This is a genomic window from Rhizobium rosettiformans W3 (assembly GCF_004912135.1).
GTDB lineage: Bacteria > Pseudomonadota > Alphaproteobacteria > Rhizobiales > Rhizobiaceae > Allorhizobium > Allorhizobium rosettiformans.
Genome location: NZ_STGU01000009.1, coordinates 1 through 23,969 on the forward strand (window position 1 = coordinate 1; position 23,969 = coordinate 23,969).

22 protein-coding genes are annotated in these 23,969 nt (G+C 62.6%); 7 read left to right on the forward strand and 15 right to left on the reverse strand.

Annotation, left to right across the window (positions count from 1 at the left end; genetic code table 11):
- Nucleotides 1-131: 131 nt before the first annotated feature.
- Nucleotides 132-1,058 carry a pirin family protein gene (locus FAA86_RS15990; protein ID WP_136542199.1) on the reverse strand — a complete coding sequence of 309 codons (927 nt, stop codon included), beginning with the start codon at nt 1,056-1,058 and terminating at the stop codon, nt 132-134.
- A gap of 243 nt (nt 1,059-1,301) precedes the next feature.
- Here FAA86_RS15990 and FAA86_RS15995 point away from each other — a divergent pair, with 243 nt between their 5' ends.
- Nucleotides 1,302-1,667 carry a response regulator gene (locus FAA86_RS15995; RefSeq protein WP_113460694.1) on the forward strand — a complete coding sequence of 122 codons (366 nt, stop codon included), beginning with the start codon at nt 1,302-1,304 and terminating at the stop codon, nt 1,665-1,667.
- Between the two features lie 37 nt (nt 1,668-1,704).
- Here the strand turns inward: FAA86_RS15995 and FAA86_RS16000 are convergent, their stop codons facing one another.
- The 3 genes from FAA86_RS16000 to FAA86_RS16010 all read right to left on the reverse strand — a co-directional run bounded on the left by FAA86_RS16000 (nt 1,705) and on the right by FAA86_RS16010 (nt 5,257).
- The gene (locus FAA86_RS16000; RefSeq protein WP_136542200.1) at nt 1,705-2,079 is read right to left on the reverse strand and encodes a DUF1850 domain-containing protein; all 375 of its coding nucleotides are present in this window, start codon (nt 2,077-2,079) and stop codon (nt 1,705-1,707) included.
- Nucleotides 2,076-4,208 carry a TRAP transporter permease gene (locus FAA86_RS16005; RefSeq protein ID WP_136542201.1) on the reverse strand — a complete coding sequence of 711 codons (2,133 nt, stop codon included), beginning with the start codon at nt 4,206-4,208 and terminating at the stop codon, nt 2,076-2,078. The genes FAA86_RS16000 and FAA86_RS16005 overlap by 4 nt, the downstream gene beginning before the upstream one ends.
- Before the next feature lie 92 nt (nt 4,209-4,300).
- Nucleotides 4,301-5,257, reverse strand: a complete 957-nt coding sequence (locus FAA86_RS16010) for a TAXI family TRAP transporter solute-binding subunit (RefSeq protein ID WP_136542202.1) — start codon at nt 5,255-5,257, stop codon at nt 4,301-4,303.
- Between the two features lie 429 nt (nt 5,258-5,686).
- Between FAA86_RS16010 and FAA86_RS16015 the strand changes: the two genes are divergently transcribed.
- Nucleotides 5,687-6,658 carry a TerC family protein gene (locus FAA86_RS16015; RefSeq protein WP_205910042.1) on the forward strand — a complete coding sequence of 324 codons (972 nt, stop codon included), beginning with the start codon at nt 5,687-5,689 and terminating at the stop codon, nt 6,656-6,658.
- A gap of 98 nt (nt 6,659-6,756) precedes the next feature.
- On the opposite strand, the gene FAA86_RS16020 is transcribed toward FAA86_RS16015, so the two are convergent.
- Nucleotides 6,757-7,008, reverse strand: coding sequence for an exodeoxyribonuclease VII small subunit (locus FAA86_RS16020; RefSeq protein WP_136542204.1), 252 nt, complete (start codon nt 7,006-7,008; stop codon nt 6,757-6,759).
- A gap of 2 nt (nt 7,009-7,010) precedes the next feature.
- A complete protein-coding gene (locus FAA86_RS16025; protein WP_136542347.1) occupies nt 7,011-7,946 on the reverse strand; it encodes a histone deacetylase family protein in 936 nt (311 codons plus the stop codon).
- A gap of 177 nt (nt 7,947-8,123) precedes the next feature.
- Here FAA86_RS16025 and FAA86_RS16030 point away from each other — a divergent pair, with 177 nt between their 5' ends.
- The 4 genes from FAA86_RS16030 to FAA86_RS16045 all read left to right on the forward strand — a co-directional run bounded on the left by FAA86_RS16030 (nt 8,124) and on the right by FAA86_RS16045 (nt 12,556).
- Nucleotides 8,124-8,525, forward strand: coding sequence for an acyl-CoA thioesterase (locus FAA86_RS16030; protein ID WP_136542205.1), 402 nt, complete (start codon nt 8,124-8,126; stop codon nt 8,523-8,525).
- Nucleotides 8,526-8,841: 316 nt separating this feature from the next.
- Nucleotides 8,842-9,648 carry a TlyA family RNA methyltransferase gene (locus FAA86_RS16035; protein WP_136542206.1) on the forward strand — a complete coding sequence of 269 codons (807 nt, stop codon included), beginning with the start codon at nt 8,842-8,844 and terminating at the stop codon, nt 9,646-9,648.
- Complete coding sequence (locus tag FAA86_RS16040; protein ID WP_136542207.1) at nt 9,645-10,895, forward strand: class I SAM-dependent RNA methyltransferase; 1,251 nt, start codon at nt 9,645-9,647, stop codon at nt 10,893-10,895. The genes FAA86_RS16035 and FAA86_RS16040 overlap by 4 nt, the downstream gene beginning before the upstream one ends.
- 140 nt (nt 10,896-11,035) lie before the next feature.
- Nucleotides 11,036-12,556, forward strand: coding sequence for a peroxidase family protein (locus FAA86_RS16045; RefSeq protein ID WP_246035114.1), 1,521 nt, complete (start codon nt 11,036-11,038; stop codon nt 12,554-12,556).
- 39 nt (nt 12,557-12,595) lie between these two features.
- On the opposite strand, the gene FAA86_RS16050 is transcribed toward FAA86_RS16045, so the two are convergent.
- From FAA86_RS16050 to FAA86_RS16070, 5 genes are all read right to left on the reverse strand, one after another.
- Nucleotides 12,596-13,417, reverse strand: coding sequence for an alpha/beta fold hydrolase (locus tag FAA86_RS16050; RefSeq protein ID WP_136542208.1), 822 nt, complete (start codon nt 13,415-13,417; stop codon nt 12,596-12,598).
- 96 nt (nt 13,418-13,513) lie between these two features.
- The gene (locus tag FAA86_RS16055; RefSeq protein WP_136542209.1) at nt 13,514-13,819 is read right to left on the reverse strand and encodes a hypothetical protein; all 306 of its coding nucleotides are present in this window, start codon (nt 13,817-13,819) and stop codon (nt 13,514-13,516) included.
- 214 nt (nt 13,820-14,033) lie between these two features.
- Complete coding sequence (gene mcpU / locus FAA86_RS16060; RefSeq protein ID WP_136542210.1) at nt 14,034-16,124, reverse strand: methyl-accepting chemotaxis protein McpU; 2,091 nt, start codon at nt 16,122-16,124, stop codon at nt 14,034-14,036.
- Nucleotides 16,125-16,316: 192 nt separating this feature from the next.
- Nucleotides 16,317-17,075, reverse strand: coding sequence for a crotonase/enoyl-CoA hydratase family protein (locus FAA86_RS16065; RefSeq protein ID WP_136542211.1), 759 nt, complete (start codon nt 17,073-17,075; stop codon nt 16,317-16,319).
- 147 nt (nt 17,076-17,222) lie between these two features.
- A complete protein-coding gene (locus tag FAA86_RS16070; RefSeq protein ID WP_136542212.1) occupies nt 17,223-19,001 on the reverse strand; it encodes an acyl-CoA dehydrogenase family protein in 1,779 nt (592 codons plus the stop codon).
- 394 nt (nt 19,002-19,395) lie between these two features.
- On the opposite strand from FAA86_RS16070, the gene FAA86_RS16075 reads away from it, so the two are divergent.
- A complete protein-coding gene (locus FAA86_RS16075; RefSeq protein WP_136542213.1) occupies nt 19,396-21,306 on the forward strand; it encodes a PhoX family protein in 1,911 nt (636 codons plus the stop codon).
- Between the two features lie 108 nt (nt 21,307-21,414).
- Here the strand turns inward: FAA86_RS16075 and minE are convergent, their stop codons facing one another.
- The 4 genes from minE to FAA86_RS16095 form a co-directional block, all read right to left on the reverse strand.
- Entirely contained in the window at nt 21,415-21,675 is a 261-nt protein-coding gene (gene minE / locus FAA86_RS16080) for a cell division topological specificity factor MinE (protein WP_113379454.1), read from the reverse strand.
- Nucleotides 21,672-22,487: a septum site-determining protein MinD gene (gene minD / locus FAA86_RS16085; RefSeq protein ID WP_136542214.1), complete on the reverse strand. Its 816-nt coding sequence runs from the start codon at nt 22,485-22,487 to the stop codon at nt 21,672-21,674. Before minD ends, minE begins: the two co-directional genes overlap by 4 nt.
- 29 nt (nt 22,488-22,516) lie before the next feature.
- Nucleotides 22,517-23,287 (reverse strand): septum site-determining protein MinC, encoded by a 771-nt coding sequence (minC, locus tag FAA86_RS16090; protein ID WP_136542215.1) that lies wholly within the window; start codon nt 23,285-23,287, stop codon nt 22,517-22,519.
- 188 nt (nt 23,288-23,475) lie between these two features.
- Entirely contained in the window at nt 23,476-23,964 is a 489-nt protein-coding gene (locus FAA86_RS16095; RefSeq protein ID WP_113460642.1) for a BA14K family protein, read from the reverse strand.
- Between the last annotated feature and the right edge of the window lie 5 nt (nt 23,965-23,969).

Genomic DNA, 23,969 nt, shown 5'->3' on the forward strand with positions numbered 1-23,969 from the left:
CTTGACCTTGTCCAGGAGCGGCGTATCGGGCAGGGATGTCACGGGCTGATGCCTCTTCAGTCTGTTTGGATGCGCGATACCATCCCCCGACGATCAGGGCAATTCCACGTCATCAAGCGCTTATATAGCTGTCAACGGCCCTCCGGCAAAGGCACGAACTCGTCTTCGTCACCGGGAACGATATCAAAACGGCCGGTTCTCCACTCTTCCTTGGCCTGTTCGATGCGCTCCTTGGACGACGAAACAAAGTTCCACCAGATATGTTTCTTCGTTTCCATCGCCGCGCCGCCAAAGAGCATGACATGACAGCCGGCGGCGCCCCCGATCAGGGTGATCTCGTCTCCGGGGCGGAAGACCAGAAGCTGGTCCTGCGCGAAGCGATCGCCGGCGACCTCGATCTCGCCGGAGAGAATGTAGAGCGCGCGCTCCTCCTGGCTCGCGTCGAAGGGAAAGCGTGCGCCGGGCTCGAGCGTCAGATCCACGTAAAGTGTTTCGGAGAAGGTCGTGACCGGTGAGCGCAGGCCGCCCAATCCCCCGATCACCAAACGGCCCGAAGCACCGCGATCATTGAAGGTCGGCAGGTCCGCCTTGGCCGTATGGGCGAAGGATGGATCGATCTCCTCCAGGTGATCCGGAAGCGCAATCCAGGTCTGGAGACCGGACATGGAAAGCGGGTGACCGCGCAGATTTTCCGGCGTGCGCTCGGAATGGACGATGCCGGAGCCGGCGGTCATCAGATTGATGTCGCCAGGTGCGATCACGAGTTCGGTGCCGAGGCTGTCGCGATGCTTGATCTCACCGTCGAAGAGATAGGTGACGGTGGACAGACCGATATGCGGGTGCGGACGCACGTCCATGGCCTCGTCCGCCTTCAGGACGGCGGGCCCCATGCGATCGAAGAAGATGAAGGGACCGACCAAACGGCGGCGCACGGAGGGAAGCGCGCGGCGCACGGCAAAACCACCGATGTCGCTTGAACGGGGGATGATCAGGTGCTCGATCGCGTCGCAGGCAAAGGCATCACCGGGGACCGGGTCATTGCCGGGGAAGAAGGACATGGGAAACCTCCGTTTTAGATCGTCTCAGGTTATCAGGTCTCCGGCCGGATCATAGGATGGATCGACGGTCCGCGGGTGACGCATCGTTCACTTTCAGCCCATCAGCGGCATCCATCGCGCTACAGCGTCTGGATCGGCACTCAAGTCAATTAATCCTAAATAAGGCATATCTAACTATTATCGTCGCAGCCTCTCGAAGGGTTGAGTATGGCTCCAGCGAAGCGCGAAGAAAGCGAGGCAATCTTGGTGAAGAAAATTCTGGCCGTTGATGATTCCAGGACCATCCTGTCCATGGTGACCCAAACGCTTGAAAACGCCGGCTACGAGACGCTGCAGGCAGAAGATGGCATTCAGGGGCTGGAAGTTCTGGAAGGCAATGCTCCGGACCTCATCATCACCGACATCAATATGCCAAGGCTCGACGGTTTCGGCTTCATCGAGCGTATCCGCCGCAGCGATCGTTACCGAGCCATTCCCATCCTCGTGCTGACGACGGAAAACGATCCTCAGAAGCGGGAGCGTGCCCGCAAGGCCGGTGCCACCGGCTGGATCGTCAAGCCGTTCGAAGCGGCCAAACTTGTCGATACCGTGGGACGGTTGAGCGGCTGAGGAGGCCGCGCGAAGCTTGCTTGCGACGCGGTACACCTCAGGGAGAGGCAGACGGGGTGCAGGCGGTAATCACGCTGTCCTCGCCAGCCTTCATGCCCAAGGTCATGCATCCAGCGTCGTGGCAAAGTGTCCAACCGCCAGGCGTTTTTCCAGACGCGGCCAGCCGCAGCTCTGGAAGTGGCGGCAGTGGCGGCGTCCAGCGCCACCAGCCGTCTTCGAGGATTGCCCCCTCCCCCGGCTCCATGCCGGCCCCCGATCCCTTGACGCCCGCCTGCTTCAGCTGCAGCCCGTCAGACGTCACCGCCCACTCCTCCCGCCACTCGACCTTTTCGACCGAGTGGACCCAGGACAGCGTGAAGCTCGTGGTCGGGATCGTCAGGACGGTGGCAGCAAGGGCGATGCAGAGGCTCATGACGTCTCGATCTTGGGAGTCTCGATCTTGGGTGGCGCGTTGCCGACCGGCGCGGGCGCCTTGCCGGGGAATTTCCATACGAGCAGGCCAAAGAGCAGCACCAGTGCTCCGCCGATTTCGTCGGTGATCGGCAGGGCCGCAACGAGGAAGAAGGCGGCGGCCGCAGCGACCAGACGGTGCAACAGCGGCAGCGGACGGTTGAGATAACCGATGACCGCCACACCCCAGAGACCGATCGACAGGCTGGCCTTGACGACGATGTAGAGGACGGCGAGCGGATAGCCGATAGCCTCGGCCAGCGGGCCTCCGTCCTGCAGCATCAAAGCCGGCGTGTAGACCGCCATGAAGGGGATGACGAAACCGGCAGCGGCCACCTTCACCGCCTCGAAGGAGATGCGCAGCCCCGATTCCCGCGCAATCGGCGCTGCGGCAAAACAGGCGAGCGCCACCGGTGGCGTCAGGTCGGCGAGGATGCCGAAGTAGAAGACGAACATGTGGCTGACGATCAGCGGCACGCCGAGCTCGAGCAGTGCCGGCCCGGCGATCGATGAGGTGATGATGTAGTTGGGGATCGTCGGAATGCCCATGCCGAGCACGATGCAGGTGAGCATGGTCAGGATCAGCGAGAGGAACAGGCTGTGCTCGCCGACCGCGACGACGAACTGGCCGAAGGTGTTGGCCGCACCCGTCAGCGTCATGGTGCCGACGATGATGCCGACGACGGCGCAGGCGATGCCGACAGGAAGTGCGGTCTTGGCACCATCGGCGAGACTGTCGACGCTGAGCTTCAGCGCCTGCCGGCCGCCCTTGACCAGGAAATTCCAGGCAATCAGCACCAGGATGGCGATCAAGACAGCGCGGAAGCCATACTGGAAGAAGGAGGCACCGGCGATGCCGATACCGATCCAGAAGATGGTGCGGATGGCCGTATTCGACATGCCGATGGCGATCGAGCTGCCGAGGATAAGCAGCATGGTGAGGGCGAGGCCGGCGGTTCCGGCAAAGAGCGGCGTGTAGCCGGAGAAGAGCAGCCAGACGAGGGCAGCGAGCGGCAGCAGCAGATACCATTGCCGGCGGATGGCGGCGGAGGCGGAGGGCAAGTCCTTCGGGTCGAGACCGCTCAGGCCCCGCTTGCCGGCTTCGAGATGGACCATCCAGAAGACAGAGGCGAAATAGAGGATCGCCGGGATCAGTGCCGCCTTGACGATTTCGGCATATTCCACGCCGAGCGTCTCGGCCATGATGAAGGCGACAGCGCCCATCACGGGCGGCATGATCTGACCACCCATGGATGACGTCGCCTCGACGCCACCGGCAAAGGCCGGGCGATAGCCGAAGCGCTTCATGAGCGGGATGGTGAACTGGCCTGTTGTCACGACATTGGCGACACCGGAGCCGGAGATCGTGCCCATCAGGCCGGACGAGATGACCGAGACCTTGGCCGGGCCGCCCTGCTTGTGGCCGACGAGACCGAGCGAGATGTCGGTGAAGAGCTTGATCATGCCGGCGCGCTCCAGGAAGGAGCCGAACAGGATGAACAGGAAGATGTAGGACGAGGACACATAGGTCGGCACGCCGTAGATGCCTTCGGTGCCATAGGCCATATGGTCGATGACCTGGGCGAAGTCATAGCCGCGGTGATTGAGCGGCGACGGCAGATACTGGCCGAAGAAACAATAGGCGAGGAAAAGGCCCGAGATGATCGGCAATGCCGGGCCCATGATCACCCAGGCGCCGATGAAGACGGTCGCGATGGCCACCACGCCGATATAGAGATCCAGGGTGATGAGATCGCCGGCGCGCAGGATCAGCGGCTCGTATTCGACATATTGGTAGACGGCAACGGCGACACCCGCTGTCGCCAGCGCCCAGGCGCCCGCGGTGTAGAAGGCCCCTTTGCGGACATTCGCGGCAACCAGCGGGAAGCCGAGAAGCAGCAGGAAGGCGACATGGGTGGAGCGCACCAACTGGCTCGGCATGTCGATCAGATGGGCGGCGGTGGCGATCTGGAACAGCGAGAAGGCAACCGCAATGCCATAGAGCAGCTTGCCTTCGGCGCTGGCCGGAAAATGCTGCTCGTGGGTGTTCGGTTCATGCGACAGGGTCTGGTCCGCAGTCGAGGCGCTCATGGAAATCCGTCCGAAAAGGTAAGCCGAGGGCAAAGGACCGGGCGGCATGGCAGCCGCCCGGTCCCTTCAGAAAGCTTCAGAGGCTCGCGGGCTCACAGCATGCCCTTTTCCTTGTAGTAGCGCTCGGCGCCCGGATGCAGCGGGATCGGCATGCCCTTGGTGGCGTCCTCCAGCTTGATGTCCTTGGCCGCATTATGCGCAGCCTGCATCTCGGGCAGGTTCTCGAACAGCTGCTTGGTCATCTCGTAGGCGAGATCATCCGACACCTCGGAATGGGTTACCAGGAAGTTGACGACGGCAACCGTTGGCACGTCTTCCGTCTGGCCCTCGTAAGTGCCGGCCGGAATGGTCGCGGCGATATAGGGTGCGCCCAGCGCATTGGCGACATCAGCGGGAACGGCGACCAGCGAGACCGGCAACGAGGTCGACAGGTCCTTCAGCGAGGCCACGCCGAGACCGGCGGACTGCAGCGTCGCGTCGAGCTGGCGGTTCTTGATCAGTTCGACGGATTCGGCAAAGGGCAGATATTCGGTCTTGCCGAGATCCTCGTAGCTCATGCTGGCCGCCCCGAGAATGGCGCGGGCATTGAGCTCGGTGCCGGACTTGGGCGCACCGACCGACAGACTCTTGCCCTTGAGGTCGGCCAGCGAGGTGACGCCGGAATCCTTGGTGGCGACGATCTGGATATAGTTCGGATAGATGGCCGCGATGCCGCGCAGCTTGTCGAGCGGCGCCTTGAAGCCGGCATCGGCATTGCCCTCGGCCGCCAGCTTGACGCTGTCGCCGAGCGAGAAGCCGATTTCGCCCTTGCCCTGCTGCAGAAGATTGAGATTTTCGACCGACGCCTTGGTCGCCTGCACCTGGGTGCGGACATCCGGGATCTTCTCGCCGTAGATCTTCGACAGTGCGACACCCAGCGGATAATAGACGCCCGAGGTGCCGCCGGTCAGCACGTTGACGAATTGCTCGGCGCGCGCGCCGGATGTGCCAAATGCGACAGACGCGGCCACAGCGGCAGCGGCCAAGGTGCTAAGTCTTGAAAAATGCATGATTGTCCTCCCAAACAATGTTTGCAATTGCGACATCATGGTGAGGCGAGACAGGGGCGTCAATCGACAAATTGACAGTTCGGGCGAATGGCGGCCCTGCTCCCGGGCCAAACGGTCTGTTTTGCAACCGACATCCGCTGGGACGGCTGGAGATATCTGCAAAAGCCAATCGTGGCTTTCTTGTGCATTTTATTGTCCCGCGCTCTTGAAACAGCAGAGACCTATCACGATTTACCGCGAGCGGACCGGGCCCCTCTGACGACGGATTACCCTCGTGATGTCGGACCGCATCGAGCACGCTCGATGTCATGCCCGGACCGGACCTCTCCTTGGCGAACCCGTGCGTGCATTGCATCGAGCCGGATCAATGCAACAGAGGTCAAACACTTGGAACTCCTGCTCATTCTGTTTCTCGGCAAGCCACTGTGGATGTGGCTGCTGTTCATCCTGCTGGTCGTGGCGCTTCTTGCCTTCGACCTCGGCGTTCTCAACAAGAACGACCATGAAATCGGCATCGCCGAGAGCCTCAAGCTTTCGGCCATGTATATCACGCTGGGCCTCGCCTTCTCCGGCTTCATCTACTGGCAGATGGATACGACCGCGACGGCGCAGTATCTGACCGCCTTCGTCGTCGAAAAGACGCTGGCGATGGACAATATCTTCGTCATCGCGCTGATCTTCAGCTTCTTCGCCATCCCGCGCGAATATCAGCACCGCGTGCTGTTCTGGGGTATCCTCGGCGTCATCGTGCTGCGCGGCATCATGATCGGGCTCGGTGCCACCATCGTCGACCAGTATCACTGGGTTCTCTACTTCTTCGCGGGCTTCCTGATCCTCACGGGCATCAAGATGCTCTTCGTTGCCGACAAGGAGCACAAGATCGAGGAGAACGGCATCATCCGCTTCCTGAAGCGCCGAATGAACGTGACGGAAGAGATCCATGGCCACGACTTCATCGTGAAGAAGCCGGATCCCGTGACAGGCAAGATCAGGCGGTTTGCGACGCCCCTCCTCCTGGCACTGGTCATGATCGAGATCGCCGACCTGGTGTTCGCCGTCGACTCCGTACCGGCCGTCTTCACGATCACGACCGACCCTTACATCGTCTATACCTCGAACATCTTCGCGATCCTGGGTCTGCGCGCCCTCTATTTCGCGCTGGATGCCATCCTGCACCGCTTCGCCTATCTCAAATATGCGCTCTCGGTGCTGCTGATGTTCATCGGCTCGAAGATCTTCATCGCCTGGGGCATGGGCTGGGAGAAGTTCCCGCCGGAGTGGTCGCTCGGCATCACCTTCCTGATCCTCGGTGTCGGCGTCGGCTATTCGCTGTGGAAGACCGGGACCGGTGCCGCGACGGCAGAGCCCAAGACCGTCGAGGTCCGGAACCCGGCCGAGTGATCCCTCACTCGGATACCCCAAAACGACGAATGGCCCCGAAAGGGGCCATTTGCGTGTGATGGTCAGCGGAGAAAAGCGAGCGGAAACCCGCCCGCTGATCAGGCGCCGTCGAGCGGCTCAGCGCCGGTCGGCTTGCCGGCGCGGTCGAGGCGGATCTTTTCGATGCGATTTTCGGCGGCGGACAAGAGCTGCTCGCAATGCTTCTTCAAGAGTTCGCCGCGCTCGTAGATCGCGATGGATTCGTCGAGCGCCACGTCACCGCGTTCGAGGCGGGCGACGATGCTTTCGAGCTCGGCCACGGCCTTTTCGAAGGAATAGCCGGAGAGATCGGCGGTTACGGCGTCGGACATACTCAACCCTTCATCAGTCTCAAGATGTGCAGGCCTGCCGATTCGGCGAGGCCTTCGAGATCATAGCCGCCTTCGAGCAGGCTGACGACCCGGTTATGGGCGAAACGGTCGGCGACTTCGAGCAGCCTGCCCGTCGCCCAGTCGAAATCCTCGCCGACCAGATTGATCTGCGCCAAGGGATCGCGGTGATGGGCGTCGAAACCGGCGGAGATCAGAATGAAGTCGGGGGCGAAATCCTGCAGAGCCGGCAGCACGCGGCTCTTGAAGGCCTCGCGGAAATGGTCCGAGCCGACATTGGGCGAAAGCGGCGCATTGACGATGTTGCGGTGCTTGCCCGTCTCGTCCTTGGCGCCCGTGCCGGGATAAAGCGGCATCTGGTGGATCGAGCAGAAGAGCACGGACGGATCATCCCAGAAAATGTCCTGCGTGCCGTTGCCGTGATGCACGTCCCAGTCGACGATCGCGACGCGCTCGACGCCGTAGGTCTTCTGCACATGGCGGGCGGCGATCGCCACCGTGTTGAACAGGCAGAAGCCCATGGCCTTGGTCTTTTCGGCATGGTGGCCGGGCGGGCGCCCCGCGACGAAGGCATTGTCGGCCTTGCCGGTCATGACGTCGTCGACGGCGGCAATCGCACCGCCGATGGCAGTTAATGCGACCTGCAGGCTCTTTTGCGAGGCATAGGTGTCTGCCTCGAGCTGATTGATGCGATCCTCTTCTTCCGGGATCTCGCGCATGACGGCGAAGAGATGCTCTTCGGGATGGGCGAGCGTCACCAGGTCCTCATTCGCCTGGGTCGCCTCGATCCGCTCCAGCCGGGCGAAGTTCGGATGTTCCAGCGCGATGTTGAGCGAGCGCAGCCGATCGGCTCTTTCGGGGTGGCCTTCGGGCGTGTTGTGCTCGAGGAAGATCGGGTTCTCGTAAAGACGGGTGGCCATGGGGATCCTTCCGGGGTCCGGCAGAACATAATGCTCTGCCATGTCATCTTCCACCTCGCATCCCGGTTTTACCCAGTTGCGTGCGCTCCTCACCCAGCGGCCCGAACGGCGCTCCCTTGTGAAGCCGGCCGCGATGCCGTTAAATGCCGGCAACAGAAGAAGATTTCGGGAGAGGGCATGGACGAGATCGAGCGGGTGGAGGTGAGCGGGCTTGTCGTTGCCTATCGCGATATCGGCCCGACCGGCGAGATGCAGGCTGCGGCCTATGTCGTTCACGCCGAGGAGGCGGTCCGGCATTTCTGGCGCTACCGCCCGCCGCTCGAGGACGAGCCGCAATACAGCCCGACGAAGTTCGAGGTTCGCCTGCACCAGCCGCTGCGCGTCGAAGATGAAGTGCGCATGATCGTGCAGGTCGACAAGATTGGCGGCAAATCGGTCGGCTTCGAGGTGCAGATGGAGAAGGACGGCCAGACCGTGGCCGAAGTCGACATCACCTGGACGGCGCGAGACGGCGAAACGGCAGAACCAGTCGCGCTGCCCGAAGACATCCGCGACTGGCTGTATCGGTATGTGCCCTAGCCTCCGGGCACCCGCTTCTCAACGAGATCCCAAAAACGAATGAAGCCCCCCGGGCCCGAAACCGGGGGGCTTCTATTCCTGCGGGCCAGAAGGAGGAGGAGGCCTGCAGTCTTTGTCGGAGCACGCTGCTTGGGAGGGAGGATCGCATCGCGCCGGCCAGTGAACATTAGAACCAATTGCTTAAAGCATCGCTAATGAAACCCTGAATGGACGACCGATTGAAAATCGCAACTCTCCTGTGAGCGCAAGGTCGGGTGATGGGTCGATGCGGCGAAAAACACTTGCGCGGCGGCGGATCTCACCGCATTGACGGGGCATGAAAAAGCTCCCTGAACCCCAGCGCCTCGACCAGCTCTTGGTCGCCCTCGGCCTCTTCGCCAGCCGTTCCCGTTCCCGTGACGCCATCCAGCGCGGCACGGTCAAGGTGGACGGCAGGGTGGTGTCGAAGCCCAGCCTCGTCTTTGCCGCCACCCATCAGTTCGAAATCGACGATCCTGCGCAGGATTACGTCTCGCGCGCGGCCCTCAAACTCGTTGCAGCGCTGAATCATTTCGGCCTGTCGCCGGAGGGCTGCCACTGTCTCGATGTCGGCGCCTCCACCGGCGGCTTCACCGAAGTGCTGTTGAAGCGTGGTGCTGCCCATGTGACGGCCATCGATGTCGGGCATGATCAGCTGCACCCGCGACTGGCCAGCGATCCGCGCGTGACCAATCTCGAAGGGCTCAATGCCCGCTATCTCGAGCCGGAAGATTATGACGAGGAGCCCTTCGACTTCCTCGTCTCCGACGTCTCCTTCATCTCGCTGAAGCTGGCGCTGGCCCCTGCTCTCGACCAGGCCGAGCCCGGCGCGCACTGCCTCTTGCTTGTCAAGCCGCAGTTCGAGGCCGGTCGCGAGGCGATCAGCAAGGCGGGTCTGCTGAAAGAACCGGAGACGGCTCCGCTCGTGGCGGCCGAACTCGAGCGCTGGCTGACGGAAGACATGGGCTGGACGAGCCTTGGCCTCATCCCCTCCCCGATCGCTGGCGGCGACGGCAACGAAGAATTCCTGCTTGCCGGCGTCAAGCCGCTCCATGGTGACCCGAACGACGACGAGGATCTCGACGCTGAAGAGGACGAGGCATGAGCGCCGAAACCGTCACCATTTCCAGTCTCGGCGCCAAGGGCGATGGCATTGCCCATGGCTCGGATGGCCCGGTCTTCGTGCCCTTCTCGCTGCCGGGCGAGACCGTTTCCATTGCGCGGGTAAAGAACGAGGGCACGATCATGTCGATCGCCAGCCCCTCGCCCGACCGGGTTCAGCCGCCCTGCAAGCATTTCGGGCCCGATGGCGTCGGCGGCATCTGCGGCGGCTGTTCGCTGCAGCATATGGCCAAAACCGCCTACAATGCCTTCAAGCGGCAGGTGCTGATCGACGCCCTGAAGTCGAAGGGGATCGAGGCGCCGGTGGGCGAGATCTTCGAGGCTCATCCGCATCAGCGGCGGCGCCTCGTCTTCACGGCACGACGTCGCGGTGACGGCTTGGTCATGGGTTTCATGCAGGCAGAGACCCATCATGTCGTGCCGGTCGAGGAATGTCCTATCGCGTCGGACGGGCTGATCTCCCGGCTGGACGCGATCAAGATCATCGCCAATGCCTGCGGGGCGGAACACTTCCGCATAACGGTCACCGAAACGACCACCGGCCTCGATATCTCGCTCGATGGCCTGCGTGGCGGGCTTGGCGATCAGGCGCGGCGCGCGGTGACCAATGCGGTGATCAAGCTCAAGGGCATTGCCCGCGTATCGGCCAATGGCGAGATCGTCATCGAGCCGCAGAAGCCGCTGCTGGACTTCGCCGGAGCCCGCGTCGTGCTACCGCCCGGCGGCTTCACCCAAGCGACGCGCGAGGCAGAGGACCACATGGCAGCCCTTGCGATTGCCCATATCGGCAAGGCGAAGAAGGTCGCGGACCTCTTCTCAGGCATCGGCACGTTTGCCCTGCGGCTGGCGCGCTCATCTGCCGTGCATGCGGTGGAATCGGATGAAAAGGCCGTGAAGTCGCTCGACTTTGCCGCCCGCAACACGCAAGGCCTGAAGCCCTTGACCGTGGAGCGGCGCGACCTTTTCCGGCGTCCGTTGATGACCTCCGAATTCAAGGCCTTCGACGCCGTCGTCTTCGACCCGCCCCGGGCGGGTGCCGAGGCTCAGTGTGCAGAGCTTGCGAAAAGCCAGGTGAAGAAGATCGTGGCGGTCAGCTGCAATCCGCTGACGCTGGCACGCGATCTCGCGATCCTGACTGCCGGCGGCTACCGCATCGATCAGGTGACGCCGATCGACCAGTTCCTCTGGTCCCCGCATGTCGAGGCTGTGGCCACCCTCAGCAAGAAATAGCAATTGATGCGCCTTTGGGTTGTGTTAAGTTTCTTGCGCCACCCAAGATATTCATCTCTGATGGCTTGCTAGAGAAGTATGTCATCAGAGGGGGAATGACGATGTCTGAAGTCGCAGCCCACGGACATGGCGTTCGCGGCATGAGCCGTGAATCCTTGCAGGCGCTCGCCGGCAATGGCGATCCCGGAAAGTTCGGCAAAATGTTTCCGCGGCTTCGGTCGCTTCATGCCGAGGACGACGCGCTTTTTGAGCTGGCAAAGGCGATGCGCGATACCAGGGGCGACACCGATGATCATCCGGAGCTGCCCGCCGGCTACACTTATCTTGGCCAATTCGTCGATCACGACATCACGCTCGACACGACGCCGCTAGACAAGCAGCGCGCCGATCCGCTCGCGACGCAAAACTTCCGCACCCCAGCGCTGGATCTCGATTCGCTTTATGGCGACGGACCAGGCCTGCACCCTTATCTTTACGCCAAGGAGGACATCCGCAAGCAACCGGGCCCGAAATTCCTCATCGGGAAGGCCGTGGCCTCCGCGGGCTTCAATGGGACAATCCCGGAACTGCGCAACGACCTGCCGCGCAACGCCCACGGCCGCGCGCTGATCTTCGACGAGCGCAATGACGAAAACCTGCTGGTGGCGCAGTTTCACCTGCTGATGCTTAAATTCCACAATGCCGTGGTCGAGCATGTGAAAAAGACGACCAAAGGCCTGTCCGACGAGGAACTGTTTACCGAAGCTCGGCGCATCGTCACCTGGCACTACCAGTGGATCGTGCTCTTTGATTTCGTCGAGCGCCTGACCGAGCGCGGGCTGATCCGACGGATCAAGCATGAAGGCCGACGATTCTATCGCTTCCGCAGTCGGCCCTATATGCCGGCGGAGTTCGCTGCGGCCGCCTATCGGCTGGGGCATTCCATGGTTCGCGAGAGCTACAGCCACAATGCCGTTTTCCGACCGGGCGGGTTCACGGATGGCACTTTGGACCTCATGTTCATTTTCACAGGCAAATCCGGGCAAATCGCGGGCGAGCTGGCACCGGAGACACCTCCTTCCCCGCTCGGCCCCCTGCGTGCTCTTCCCTCCAATTGGGTCATCGACTGGCGACGCTTTTTCGACCTTAACACGCCTCCTCAAGACGATTTCACACTCAATCGCGCCCGCCGGATCGATCCGCTCATCGTGCCCGCCCTGCACACGCTCCCCGACCATCCGGCGGACATGACGACCGTAGCCGCACGGCGGTTTGTGCTGCCTTTCCGCAACTTAAGGCGCGGTTCGCAAATAGGTCTTCCGTCAGGACAGGACGTGGCGCGCGCCATGGGTTTCGAACCATTGAGCGAAGCAAAGCTGGCCATGGGGGATGACGGCGAGACGGCCGCGCGGCTTGGTTTCCACAAGGCAACGCCGCTCTGGTACTACATCCTAAAAGAAGCCGAACAGCTGCACAGCGGAACGAGGCTCGGTCCCGTAGGGTCAACGATCATCGCCGAAACCTTCCTCGGCCTCGTCCATGGCGATCAAAACTCTTTCATGCAAAAACGCTCGAACTGGACGCCGCATCTGGGAGACACGCCCGGTGATTTCACCATGGCGGACCTGGTCAAATTCGTCGATGACATCAACCCGGTGGGGGATGGCAAAGGGGAGGCTTGATTTCCGCCTCCCCGGCAAAACCGGGGAGGCCTTCGACGTTTAGCGGCGCAGGAAGTTGACCACGTCCTCGATGAAGCGCTGCTTGTGGGTGGCAAACAGCCCGTGGGGGGCGCCCTCATATTCGATCAGGGTCGACTGGGCGATGCCTTTGGCCGCGGCGCGACCGGCGGCATCGATCGGCACCGTCTTGTCGTCTGTGCCATGGATGACCAGGGTCGGGACATTGAAGCTTGCGAGATTAGGGCGGAAGTCCGTCGTCGCGAAGGCCTTGGCGCAGGCCAGCGTCGGCTCGAGCCCTGCCATCATCGCCTGGCGCTCTGCCCATTCGAGCATCTCGTCGCTGACGGCCTTGTCGAACATGGCCACGCCGAAAAAGTCCTTGAAGAAGCTCGCGAAGAAATGGGCGCGGTCATCGACCATGCCCTCGGTCATCTCGTCGAAGGTTTCTTGCGGGGTCCCTTGCGGATTGTCCTCCGTCTTCAGCATGTAGGGGACCACGGATGACACGAGGATTGCGGAGCGCAGATTGGCACCACCATGACGCGACATGTAGCGGGCCACCTCGCCGCCGCCCATGGAGAAGCCGAGAAGGGTTGCGTCCGTGGCGCCGACCCAGCTCATGACATCGGCGAGATCGTCGGACAGCGTGTCATAATTGTAGCCGTCGAAGGGCTGTTCGGAACGGCCGAAGCCACGGCGATCATAGGAGATCGCCCGCATGCCCGCATCGGCGATGGCCTTGGAAAGATCATCGAAGGTGTCTGCCGTCAAAGGCCAGCCATGCAGAAGGACAACCGGACGGCCCTCGCCCCAATCCTTGACATAGAGCTCGACACCATCGCGGGTTTTGATACGGGGCATTGCGTCACCTTTCGCTTGTTGCGAACAGGGAACGGGTTACGCTCGCAGCGGTTCCGCGCCAAGGCGCTCACGGCGACGAAAGAGAGCTGGCAGGCCTCAGTAGGTGAGAAGCGTGCCCGACCCAGTCACGTTCGAGCAACGGCAGCGACCGCCGACCCGACCGGGGTTTGCCGGGCAGGACACCTGTCCGCCGCCACCGATGTTGCCCGACTGGTCGATGACGCAGATATAGCGCTGGGGGCGGACCGGCTGGTTCTGACGCGGCGTGTTCTGCGTCTCGCTGATGACATCGTTGGAATCGTTGACGAGCACAAGCGGGAGCGAAGGGCTTATGGCCATCTCGGCGGAAGCCGGTGCGGCGATGACGAGCAGGCTGAGTGCGACACAGAACAAACGCAACATAAAAACCTCGGCAAAACAGGTGACAGCTGACAGCTGGAGTTCGAAGAAAACGATGACCCTCGAGCCACCACGGATAAAACCCGAACAGCCGAGCGCCAGCATGGTTGCAAAGACTAGCGTGAAAGACTGAACACAGGCTGAACCAGCTTCCAGCTCGAAAACAGAAACGGCGCCAGAGCGGCGCCGTTCCCATGTAGGTCGTTCGTGTGCCGGATCAGGCGGCGCGACGCTGGCCTGCGGAGCTTCCAGCAGCCCGATCATCGATGCGGAACTGGTTGAGGAGCGCTGTCAGCGCTGCCGCTTCCTGGGCCAGGCCATGGCTTGCCGCCGTCTGTTCTTCAACCATGGCGGCGTTCTGCTGAGTGCCCTGGTCCATGGTGTTGACGGCGGTGTTGATCTCCTGCAGGCCGGTCGACTGTTCGCGCGAGGCGGTGACGATGGCGTTGACGTGGCCGTTGATCTCCTGGACCTCGCGGACGATCACGTCGAGCGCCTTGCCGGTCTCGTTGACGAGTTCGACGCCATGCTTGACCTGGTCGCCCGAGGCGCTGATCAGGGCCTTGATCTCCTTGGCGGCAGTCGCCGAACGCTGGGCGAGTTCGCGCACTTCCTGGGCAACGACGGCAAAGCCCTTGCCGGCTTCACCGGCGCGTGCGGCTTCAACGCCGGCATTGAGCGCGAGCAAGTTGGTCTGGAAGGCGATCTCGTCGATCACGCCGATGATGTTCGAGATCTCGCCGGAGGACTTCTCGATGCCCTGCATGGCATCGACAGCGCGTTCGACGATCTCGCCGGACTTCTCCGCACCGGCACGGGCGCGGGTCACCAGCTGGCCGACTTCCTCGGCACGGCGGGCACTGTCCTTGACGGTGGTGGTGATCTCTTCCAGCGCTGCGGCCGTCTCTTCGACCGAGGCTGCCTGCTGCTCCGTGCGGCGGGCGAGGTTGTCGGCGGACGAGCGAATTTCCGCAGCACCGCCGTCGATGGCGCGGGCATTGCGGCCGACGGTGGCGAGCGCATCATGCAGCTTTTCGACGGAGGCGTTGAAGTCGACGCGCAGGCGGTCGAGGTCACCGGCAAACGGGGTTTCGATGCGCGAGACGAGGTCGCCATTGGCGAGGCGGCCGAGGCCATCGGCCAGCGAATGCACGGCAAAGGACACCTGCTCGGCCTCACGCGCCTTGGCGGCTTCGCGTTCGCGGCGTTCCTGCTCGGTCAGGGTGCGGGTTTCGTCCGCTTCGCGGGCGAGGCGTCCACGCTCGATGATGTTGTCGCGGAAGACGGCGACGGCGGCGGCCATCTGGCCGATCTCGTCCTTGCGAGCGGTGCCCGGGATCTCGGCCGAGACATCGCCGCCGGCGAGTTTGCCCATGACGCCGGTCATGTCGACCACCGGACGAACCACGAGGCGCGACAGGAGGGCGGCGAGAATGCCGATCATGGCGACAACGCCGACAAGGGTGGCGACGGCTGCGGCCGTGCGGAATTCGCCGATCGCGGCAAAGGCGAGATCGCGGTCGATCTGGACGCCGAGATACCAGTCGTCGCGCGGCAGGCCCTTGATCGGCAGGAAGGAGACCAGCACGTTGGCATCGGCGAAGGTGGTTTCCATGATGCCAGCGCCGACGGAAGGCGTGTTGGTGGGGAAGGCATCCTTCAACGTCTTGGTGACGAGGTTGCCATCGCGATGGACGAGGATCGTGCCGTCCTGCTTGACGAGGAAGGCGGAGCCCTTGCCGCCCATGTCGACGGAATTGACCATGTCGACGAGCGAGGTGAGCGAGAAGTCCGAAGCGGCAACGCCGTAGAGCTCGCCGTCCTTTTTCACTGGGATCGCGGCGCTGATGATCAGGTTGCCGGTCGAGGCGTCGGCATAGGGGTCGGTCAGGACCATCTTGTCGGCCTTGACTGCGTCCTGGTACCACGGGCGCTTGCGGGGGTCATAACCTTCCGGCAGGGGCTGGTTCGGCACGCTTGTGAACACACCCTGCTCGTCGCCGACATAGGTCGACATGAATTCGCGGATCAGGACCGGGTTGTCGAAAGCGGCGGTGATGGCAGCCGCATCGGGCGCCTTGGCCGCGGCATTGCCGGCGAGCTCGGTCAGCATCACACGGGCGCCGAGCCAGTTCGCGATACTCTGCGAAGCCTGGAGACCGGAGCTATCGATCTCGCTCTTGACGGCCGCACTCGTCGCGTTGCGCTGGAGGCTGTCGATATAGAAGGAGAAACCGGACAGGGCGGCGACCACCACGAGGGAGGCGACCACCAGGATCTTGGTCATCAGGTTGGAACTGGTCTTCACGGGTACGGTCCTGCAAAAACTCTCCGCGCAACTGCGGCGCGGGGATGTCATGGGGCATTGTGCGATCACGGCACCATCATGGTGAGGAAGCGGTCTATGGAACCGCTACCCCACGAATACCCTGCAGGATTTAATGGGTACTTAAGCGAAGACCGAAAAATAAGTAGGCCTCACATACGACATATCGATTCTTCAGCGTTTCATCATGAACGCTTCGAATGCGGCACGTGCCTCTGCGCTTTTCAGCTGGGAGACGAAGTGCTGAAGCTCTTCCTGCATGCGGGCGCGGACTTCGTCGACACTGCCCTTGACCAGGGCACGGGCGATCTTCATCGCGGCCGGGGGCTTGGATGCGAGCGACGAGGCGATCTTCAAGGTTTCGGCCTCGACCTGATCCGGCGAGACGACCTTCCAGATAAGGCCAGCCTCACGCGCCTGTTCGGCGGAAAAACCTTCGCTGGCGGCGAGCATGGCGAAAGCGCGCTGGTGGCCCATGATGCGCGGGGCAATCAGGCTGGAGGCGGCTTCCGGCACCAGCGCCAGATCCACGAAGGGGGTCTTGAACAGGCTGCGGTCGGAGGCGACCGTCAGGTCGCAATGCATGTGCAGCGTCGTGCCGATCCCGATTGCCAGACCGTCGACGCCCGAGACCAGTGGCTTGGTGACTTCGGTCAGGGCGTTGAGAAGGCCAAAGGCCGCCGGTTCGCCGACCGCGCCGGCCATGGCGAAGCTCAGGAAATCGGCCATGTCGTTGCCGGCGGAAAAACAGCCCTCGGTGCCGAGGAAGACGATGGCGCGGATCGCTTCGTCATTCTCGCCTTCGAGTAGGCCAGCGGTCAGCTTCTCGTACATCGCCTGTGTGATGGCGTTCTTCTTGTCCGGCCGGTTGAAGCGCAGGACGAGCACGCCGGGATGGGCTTCCGGGCGGGTGATCTCAATGTGGTCGGTCATGGGGGTTCTCCTTCTCTTCTCCCCACCGGGGAGAAGTGCCGAGCGAATGCGAGGCGATGAGGGGGTCTTGCGAGGCTTCGCCTCCCCCTCATCCGGCCTTCGGCCACCTTCTCCCCGCCGGGGAGAAGAGGACCCGCGGCCAGCGTCTTATGCAAACAGCGCCTTGGCAGCGTTGAGGCTTGCCTCGCCGTTGATGACGCGGTCCTTCAGGGCCGCGGTCTCGGCGATCAGGTTCTCGGCGGCGAAGCGGCAGAGCGCCAGGCGGTTGTCGCGGCCGTGTTCCTCGTCGGCAAGGGCGCCCTTTGCGAGGTAAACGCCGGTCAGAGCGAGGCCGAAGAGACGCTGGTAAGGGGTTGCGCCTGCGAGCGCTGCCGAGGCATTGCCGGCGGCGAGCTGGGAGAGCAGCCATTCGGTGGTGTCTTCCAGATCAGACAGGCTGGCATCCAGACGGGCGGCGGTTTCGCCGAAAGCCTCGAGGTTGGAAGCGCGCACGGCGTTGACCACCTGCTTCAGCTCGGTGATGTAGCCGCGGACATGGTTGCCGTTCGACAGCGGCAGCTTGCGCGTCACGAGGTCGGCGGCCTGGATGCCGTTGGTGCCCTCATAGATCGGGGCGATGCGGCTGTCGCGCCAGAAGCGAGCAGCACCGGTTTCCTCGATGAAGCCCATGCCGCCATGGGTCTGGATGCCGAGCGAGGCGACATCGACGCCGGCATCGGTGGCGAAGGACTTGGCGATCGGGGTGAGCAAGGCGGCGCGTTCGGCCCAGTGACGGGCTTCGTCGCCGTCTGCATGGTGGCTCATGTCTGTGGCGTGGGCGCAGACATAGCAGATGGCGCGGGATCCTTGAGTCAGCGCCTTCATCGTCACCAGCATGCGGGCGACATCCGGGTGCTCGATGATCGGCGACATGCCCTGCCCCGTCCAGCCGGGTGCCTTGCCCTGGGTGCGCTCCTTCGCATACTGCACGGCCTTCTGGGTGGCGGCTTCGCAAATGGCGACACCCTGCATGCCGACGGCGAGGCGGGCATTGTTCATCATGGTGAACATGCAGGCGAGGCCCTTGTTTTCCTCGCCGATCAGATAGCCGATCGCGCCCGGCTCGTCGCCGAACTTGCCGTCGCCATAGATCATGGTGCAGGTCGGAGAGCCATGGATGCCGAGCTTGTGCTCCAGCGAATGGCAGTAGAGGTCGTTGCGGGCACCGATCGAACCGTCATCGTTGACGAGATATTTCGGCACGAGGAAGAGCGAGATGCCGCGGGTGCCGGCGGGTGCATCGGGAAGACGGGCGAGAACGAGATGGATGATGTTCTCGGTGATGTCGTGCTCGCCCCAGGTGATATAGATCTTCTGGCCGAAGATGCGGTAGGTGCCGTCGTCGCGACGCTCGGCGCGGGACTTCATGACGCCGAGATCGGAGCCGGCATGGGGCTCGGTCAGGTTCATGGTGCCGGTCCATTCGCCGGAGACCATCTTCGGCAGATACTTCGCCTTCAGCTCGTCGGAGCCGTGGGCGGTGACGGCATCGACAGCTCCCATGGTGAGCGTCGGCCCAAGCGCAAAGCCCATGGAGCCGGAATTCCACATTTCCAGCGCTGCGACATTCAGCATATGGGGAAGTGCCTGGCCGCCGAATTCTTCCGCAGCCGTCAGAGAGTTCCAGCCGCCTTCGGCCCAGGCGCGGTAGAGTGTGTCCCAGCCATCGGGCACGATGACCTTGCCGTCGACCAAGCGTGCGCCCTGGCGGTCACCGATCTCGGCGAGCGGTGCGACTTCGTCACTGGCAAAACGTCCGGCTTCGGAGAGAATGGCATCGACAAGGTCGTCGCTCAATTCGCCCAGCTTGCCGTCTTCGATGGCCTTGGTCAGGCCCGCGACGTGCTTCAGGGTGAACGCGATCTCTTCAACGGGCGCCTTGTACATGACGTGCTCCTCCAACTGGCGTATGGTTCAAGGCCACGCCCAGACTCCCACCCAGGAGGCGCGGCTCATTCGTCTTTCTGGCTAATTGATTTTTACGTAAACGTCAAATCTTTTGCATGCGTCATCCCGTCCTGTCACAACCGCATTGAGGCGGCTGGATTGGGCGCCTGAAGTTTGTGGAACAAAGCTGCGTGAACGGAGACGTGGAGCGCTGCTCGGCTCCCGGCGCCAAAGGCAAGGCCGGTCAAAGACTTAAAAATCGCAGCGTGCCCTTCCCCGATGGAGCTACCTAAATCAGGCTTTTCACATCTACTGTGTTGCCCGGATTTCGTCACATCACTGTTATCAGGGCTGACTAGTCGGAGGGTGGACTTCAACCAAAGGAGGCTCTGCCATGACCGAAACCAACACCAATCATCTCTCGTGGGACGAGTGGGACGAGCTGCACAATCCGCCGCCGGCCGTGACCGACTTCGACCGCGTCGTTGAACGCGCCGTCTCCCGCCGCGGCTTCCTCGGCGGCATCCTGGCCATGGGCTCTGCTGCAGCCGCCATGGGCACGCTCGGCAACCTGATGAGCTCTACCTCGGCCCAGGCGCAGGAAGCAGCGTCGCGCTTCGCCTTCAAGCCGATCCCGATTGCCACCGACAACACCGTTCACGTTCCGGAAGGCTATAGCTGGAAGCCGCTTGCCAAGTGGGGTCAGCCGCTTTTCTCCACCGCCTCCGACATCGACCCGATGAAGGGCGTTTCGCTTGAAAACTCCGACAAGGTCTTCGGCGAGAACACCGATGGCATGGAGCTCTTCGTGATCGGCGAACATCAGGTCATCGCCGTCAACCACGAATACGTCAACAACGAAACCAACCTGCCGCACGCGCCGGAAGGCATGCCGCAGTCGCTCGACGACGTGAAGATCCTGCAGAACATGCAGGGCGTGACCGTCATGGAAGTGACCGAAGGCGCCGACGGCTGGCAGATCGTTGTCGACAGCCCGTTTAATCGTCGTATACACCACAACACGCCGATGAAGCTTTCCGGCCCAGCCGCTGGCTCGGATCTGGTCAAGACCGCAGCAGATCCCAATGGCGTCGACTGTCTTGGCACCTTCAACAACTGCGGCGCCGGCAAGACGCCGTGGGGCACCTACCTCACCTGCGAAGAGAACTTCAACGGCTACTTCGGCACCACCAATGCCGAGTTCAAGCTGCCCGACGACTACAAGCGCTACGGCATCGTGGCCGAGACCCGCTACGGTTATGAAAAGTTCGACGAGCGTTTCGACGTTGCGAAGAACCCGAACGAGCCGCGCCGCGCCGGCTACGTCGTCGAGATCGATCCGTCGGATGCCTCTTCCACGCCGATCAAGCGCACGGCGCTTGGCCGCATCAAGCATGAAAACGCCGCCGTCGCCGTCGCACGCGACGGTCGCGTGGTCGTCTACATGGGCGACGACGAGCGTGGCGAGTTCCTCTACAAGTACGTCTCCAACGGCATCTATGTCCCGGGCGGCGACACGTCCAAGCTGCTCGACGAAGGCACGCTCTATGTCGCCAAGTTCTCTGACGAAGGCACCGGCGAATGGCTGGCTCTGACGCCGGAAACCACCGGAATGAAGGCCGATGAAATTGCCGTCTTCACCCGTCAGGCCGCGTCCAAGGTTGGCGCCACCACCATGGACCGTCCGGAATGGGTCGCGATCAACCCGGTTGCGATCGAAGCCTATTGCTGCCTGACCAACAACTCGAACCGCGCCGTGATGAAAGACGGCAAGATGCGGACCAATGCCGGCGGCGACGTCATGGACGTCAACGCCGTCAACCCGCGCGCCGGCAACGAGTATGGCCAGATCGTCCGTTGGTATCCGGATGCGGAAGACCACACCAGCACCACGTTCAAGTGGGACCTGTTCGCCATGGCCGGCAACCCGGTCGTGCACAAGGACGCCTATGCCGGCTCGTCCAACATCAACGAAGGCAACATGTTCAACTCGCCTGACGGCATGATGTTCGATTCGACCGGTCTCGTCTGGATCCAGACCGACGGCGAAGACTCCAACGAGGGCGACTTCGCCGGTCAGGGCAACAACCAGATGCTCGCCGGCGACCCGGTCACAGGCCGCATCGAGCGCTTCATGACCGGCCCGAAGGGTTCGGAAGTGACCGGCCTCACCTGGTCGGCCGACAAGCGCACCATGTTTGCCGGCATCCAGCATCCCGACGCGCCGTTCCCGGATGGCGAAGGCAAGCTGCCGCGCTCGACGATCGTTGCGATCAAGAAGGACGACAACGCCAAGATCGGCTGACGTCGCGAAAGGCAGGGCGGCACAACCGCCCTGCCCTCGTCACCCAATGAAAAGGCCGCCGACCGGGGATACCGGCGGCGGCCTTTGTTATTTCAGAGAATGGTCTGATCAGGCAGCGAGGCGCTGCGCGTTGCGCGGGATCTCGACGTCGATCTCGAGGATCGAGACGTCCTCGTCGCGGTCCATCTTGATCTGCACCTTGTCGCGGTCGAATTCGACATGCTTGGCGATCACGGCAAGGATTTCCTCGCGCAGGACGGCCACCAGATCGCTTTCGAGCGAGGCGCGCTCATGGGCGAGCAGGACCTGCAGGCGTTCGCGCGCCATCGGGGCGGAACGCTGTTTCCGGAACAGGGAGAAAATGCTCATGCGGCCCTCCGCGCGAAGATCTTGTCGAGGAGACCACGCTTCTCGCCAGGTATGGTGATCGGAACGTTTTCGCCGGCCAGACGACGGGCAGCATCGAAATAGGCCATGGCCGGGGCGCTGCGGGCGTCAGCGAGCGTGACAGGCGCACCGATGTTGGAGGCGCGCAGCACGTCCATGCTTTCCGGGATGATGCCGACCAGCGGGATCGACAGGATCTCCAGCACATCGTCGACCTTCAGCATGTCGCCACGCTGGGCGCGGTTGGCGTCGTAGCGGGTCAGCAGCAGGTGCTTTTCCATGCGCTCGCCGCGCTCGGCCTTGAGCGTCTTGGAATCGAGAAGGCCGATGATGCGATCCGAATCGCGCACCGAAGAGACTTCCGGATTGGTGACGACGACGGCCATGTCGGCATGGCGCATGGCAAGCGTCGCACCGCGTTCGATGCCAGCCGGGCTGTCGCAGATGATCCAGTCGAAATACTTCTTCAGCTCGGTGATGACCTGCTCGACGCCTTCGGCGGTCAGGTTGTCCTTGTCGCGGGTCTGCGAGGCGGGCAGCAGGAAGAGCGTTTCCAGCCGCTTGTCGCGGATGAGCGCCTGCGGCAGCTTGGCGTCACCCTGGATCACGTTCACCAAGTCGTAGACGACGCGTCGCTCGGCGCCCATCACCAGATCGAGATTGCGAAGGCCCACGTCGAAATCGACGACGACGACCTTTTCGTTGCGCTGCGCCAGCGCTGCACCGAGAGCGGCCGTCGAGGTGGTCTTGCCGACCCCGCCCTTGCCGGATGTCACGACTATCACCTTGCCCATGTGGTTCTCCTGTCTATCCCCGCTCAAGTTCACGTCATTCTTTCTGTCATGATTGCATCCCCCTCCAGCCAAAGCTGAACTGGATGCCCTTTCAATTCTGGATCCATGTCGTCGGTCATCGCGTAGACGCCGTCGATTGCAACCAGCTCGGATTCGAACTTACGACAGAAGATCCTTGCGTCGGCATTGCCAACGCATCCGGCGAGCGCTCTGCCGCGCAGCGCGCCGTAGATATGGACGGATCCGCCGGCGATGACTTCGGCACCGGACTGGACCGAGCCGATGACCGTGACGTCGCCTTGGGTGTAGATGACCGACTGGCCGGAGCGGATGGTTTCGCGCACGATCAGCGAGGGCGCCGAGACGGGGCTCTGCTGCACCGCGATCTGTGGTGCCGCCTGTTCGGCGGGCTTCTTCTCGGCCTTGCCCTTGGGCTTTGCATCGGAAGGTTCGGCTGCCTCTTCGCGCGGCACCTCGTAGTCGGCCGCGGGCTTTCCGCCCTTCAGCTGCGGCGGCATGCCCGGTTCGACGAGCGAGGGGCGTCCGCCTTCGATGCCCATGATCGAAACATTGCGCGCCGCGAGCTCGGCGATCAGGGCCTTCAGCTGAGGCTTGTCGATTTCGATGTCGGAGACGTCGAGAACCACGGGGCGACCGAGGAAGAAGCCAGCCGAACGGGCTGCGAGGTCATCGAGCCGGACAAGCCAGTCGTCGAACGGTGGATCCGGCGTCAGGACGACGGCCAGGAAGGATCTTCCCTTGATGCGGATGGAGCGTGGTTCGGTTAGCACTTTGGTCATCTACGTAAACAAATCGTTGATGAAAGGAGTAGTGCTGATTTGGTTAACAAATGGTTAACGCCGGGATTTTGCCGTTAGGAAACAGGCGGATCGTGCTCACGAAAAAACCGCCCGCGGCTAGCACCGGGGCGGCTTGATGTTAACCCTTTCCGGCTTCTCGAGGAAGCCGGATCAGCGGGAGCTATCGATCAATAGTAGGGCGACAGGCACTGCTGGCGGGGGCCGTTATACGGCTGGAACGTGTTGGAGCGCACGTCATAAGACCGGTAGCGCGCCTCGCACCACTGGTAGTGCCGCGGGTTCACGTTGCCCACCGGTGCTGCAGCGCGCGGCGGGTTGGCGATTGCGCCGCCGATGATCGCACCGGCTGCAAAGGCTGCCAACGGGTACCAGTAGCCATTGTGGTAACGATAGCCTGCACGGCGCTCACGGTAACCGCGGTGACCGCGCCAGTAGTGCGCGCGCTCGTAGCGGTCGATGCGGCGATCAATACGACGGTCGATGCGGCGGTCGATACGACGCTCATAGCGGTCACGATACTGTACCGCGGTGGCATCGGTGGTGGCGGCAATGGGGGCCGCGGGACGGATGACCTGCGCCTGGGCGGGGATCATGCCGGTAAAGGCCATGATCGAGGCGAGCGCGGCGACGGCGGTCGTCTTGAATGCAGTCTTCATGATGT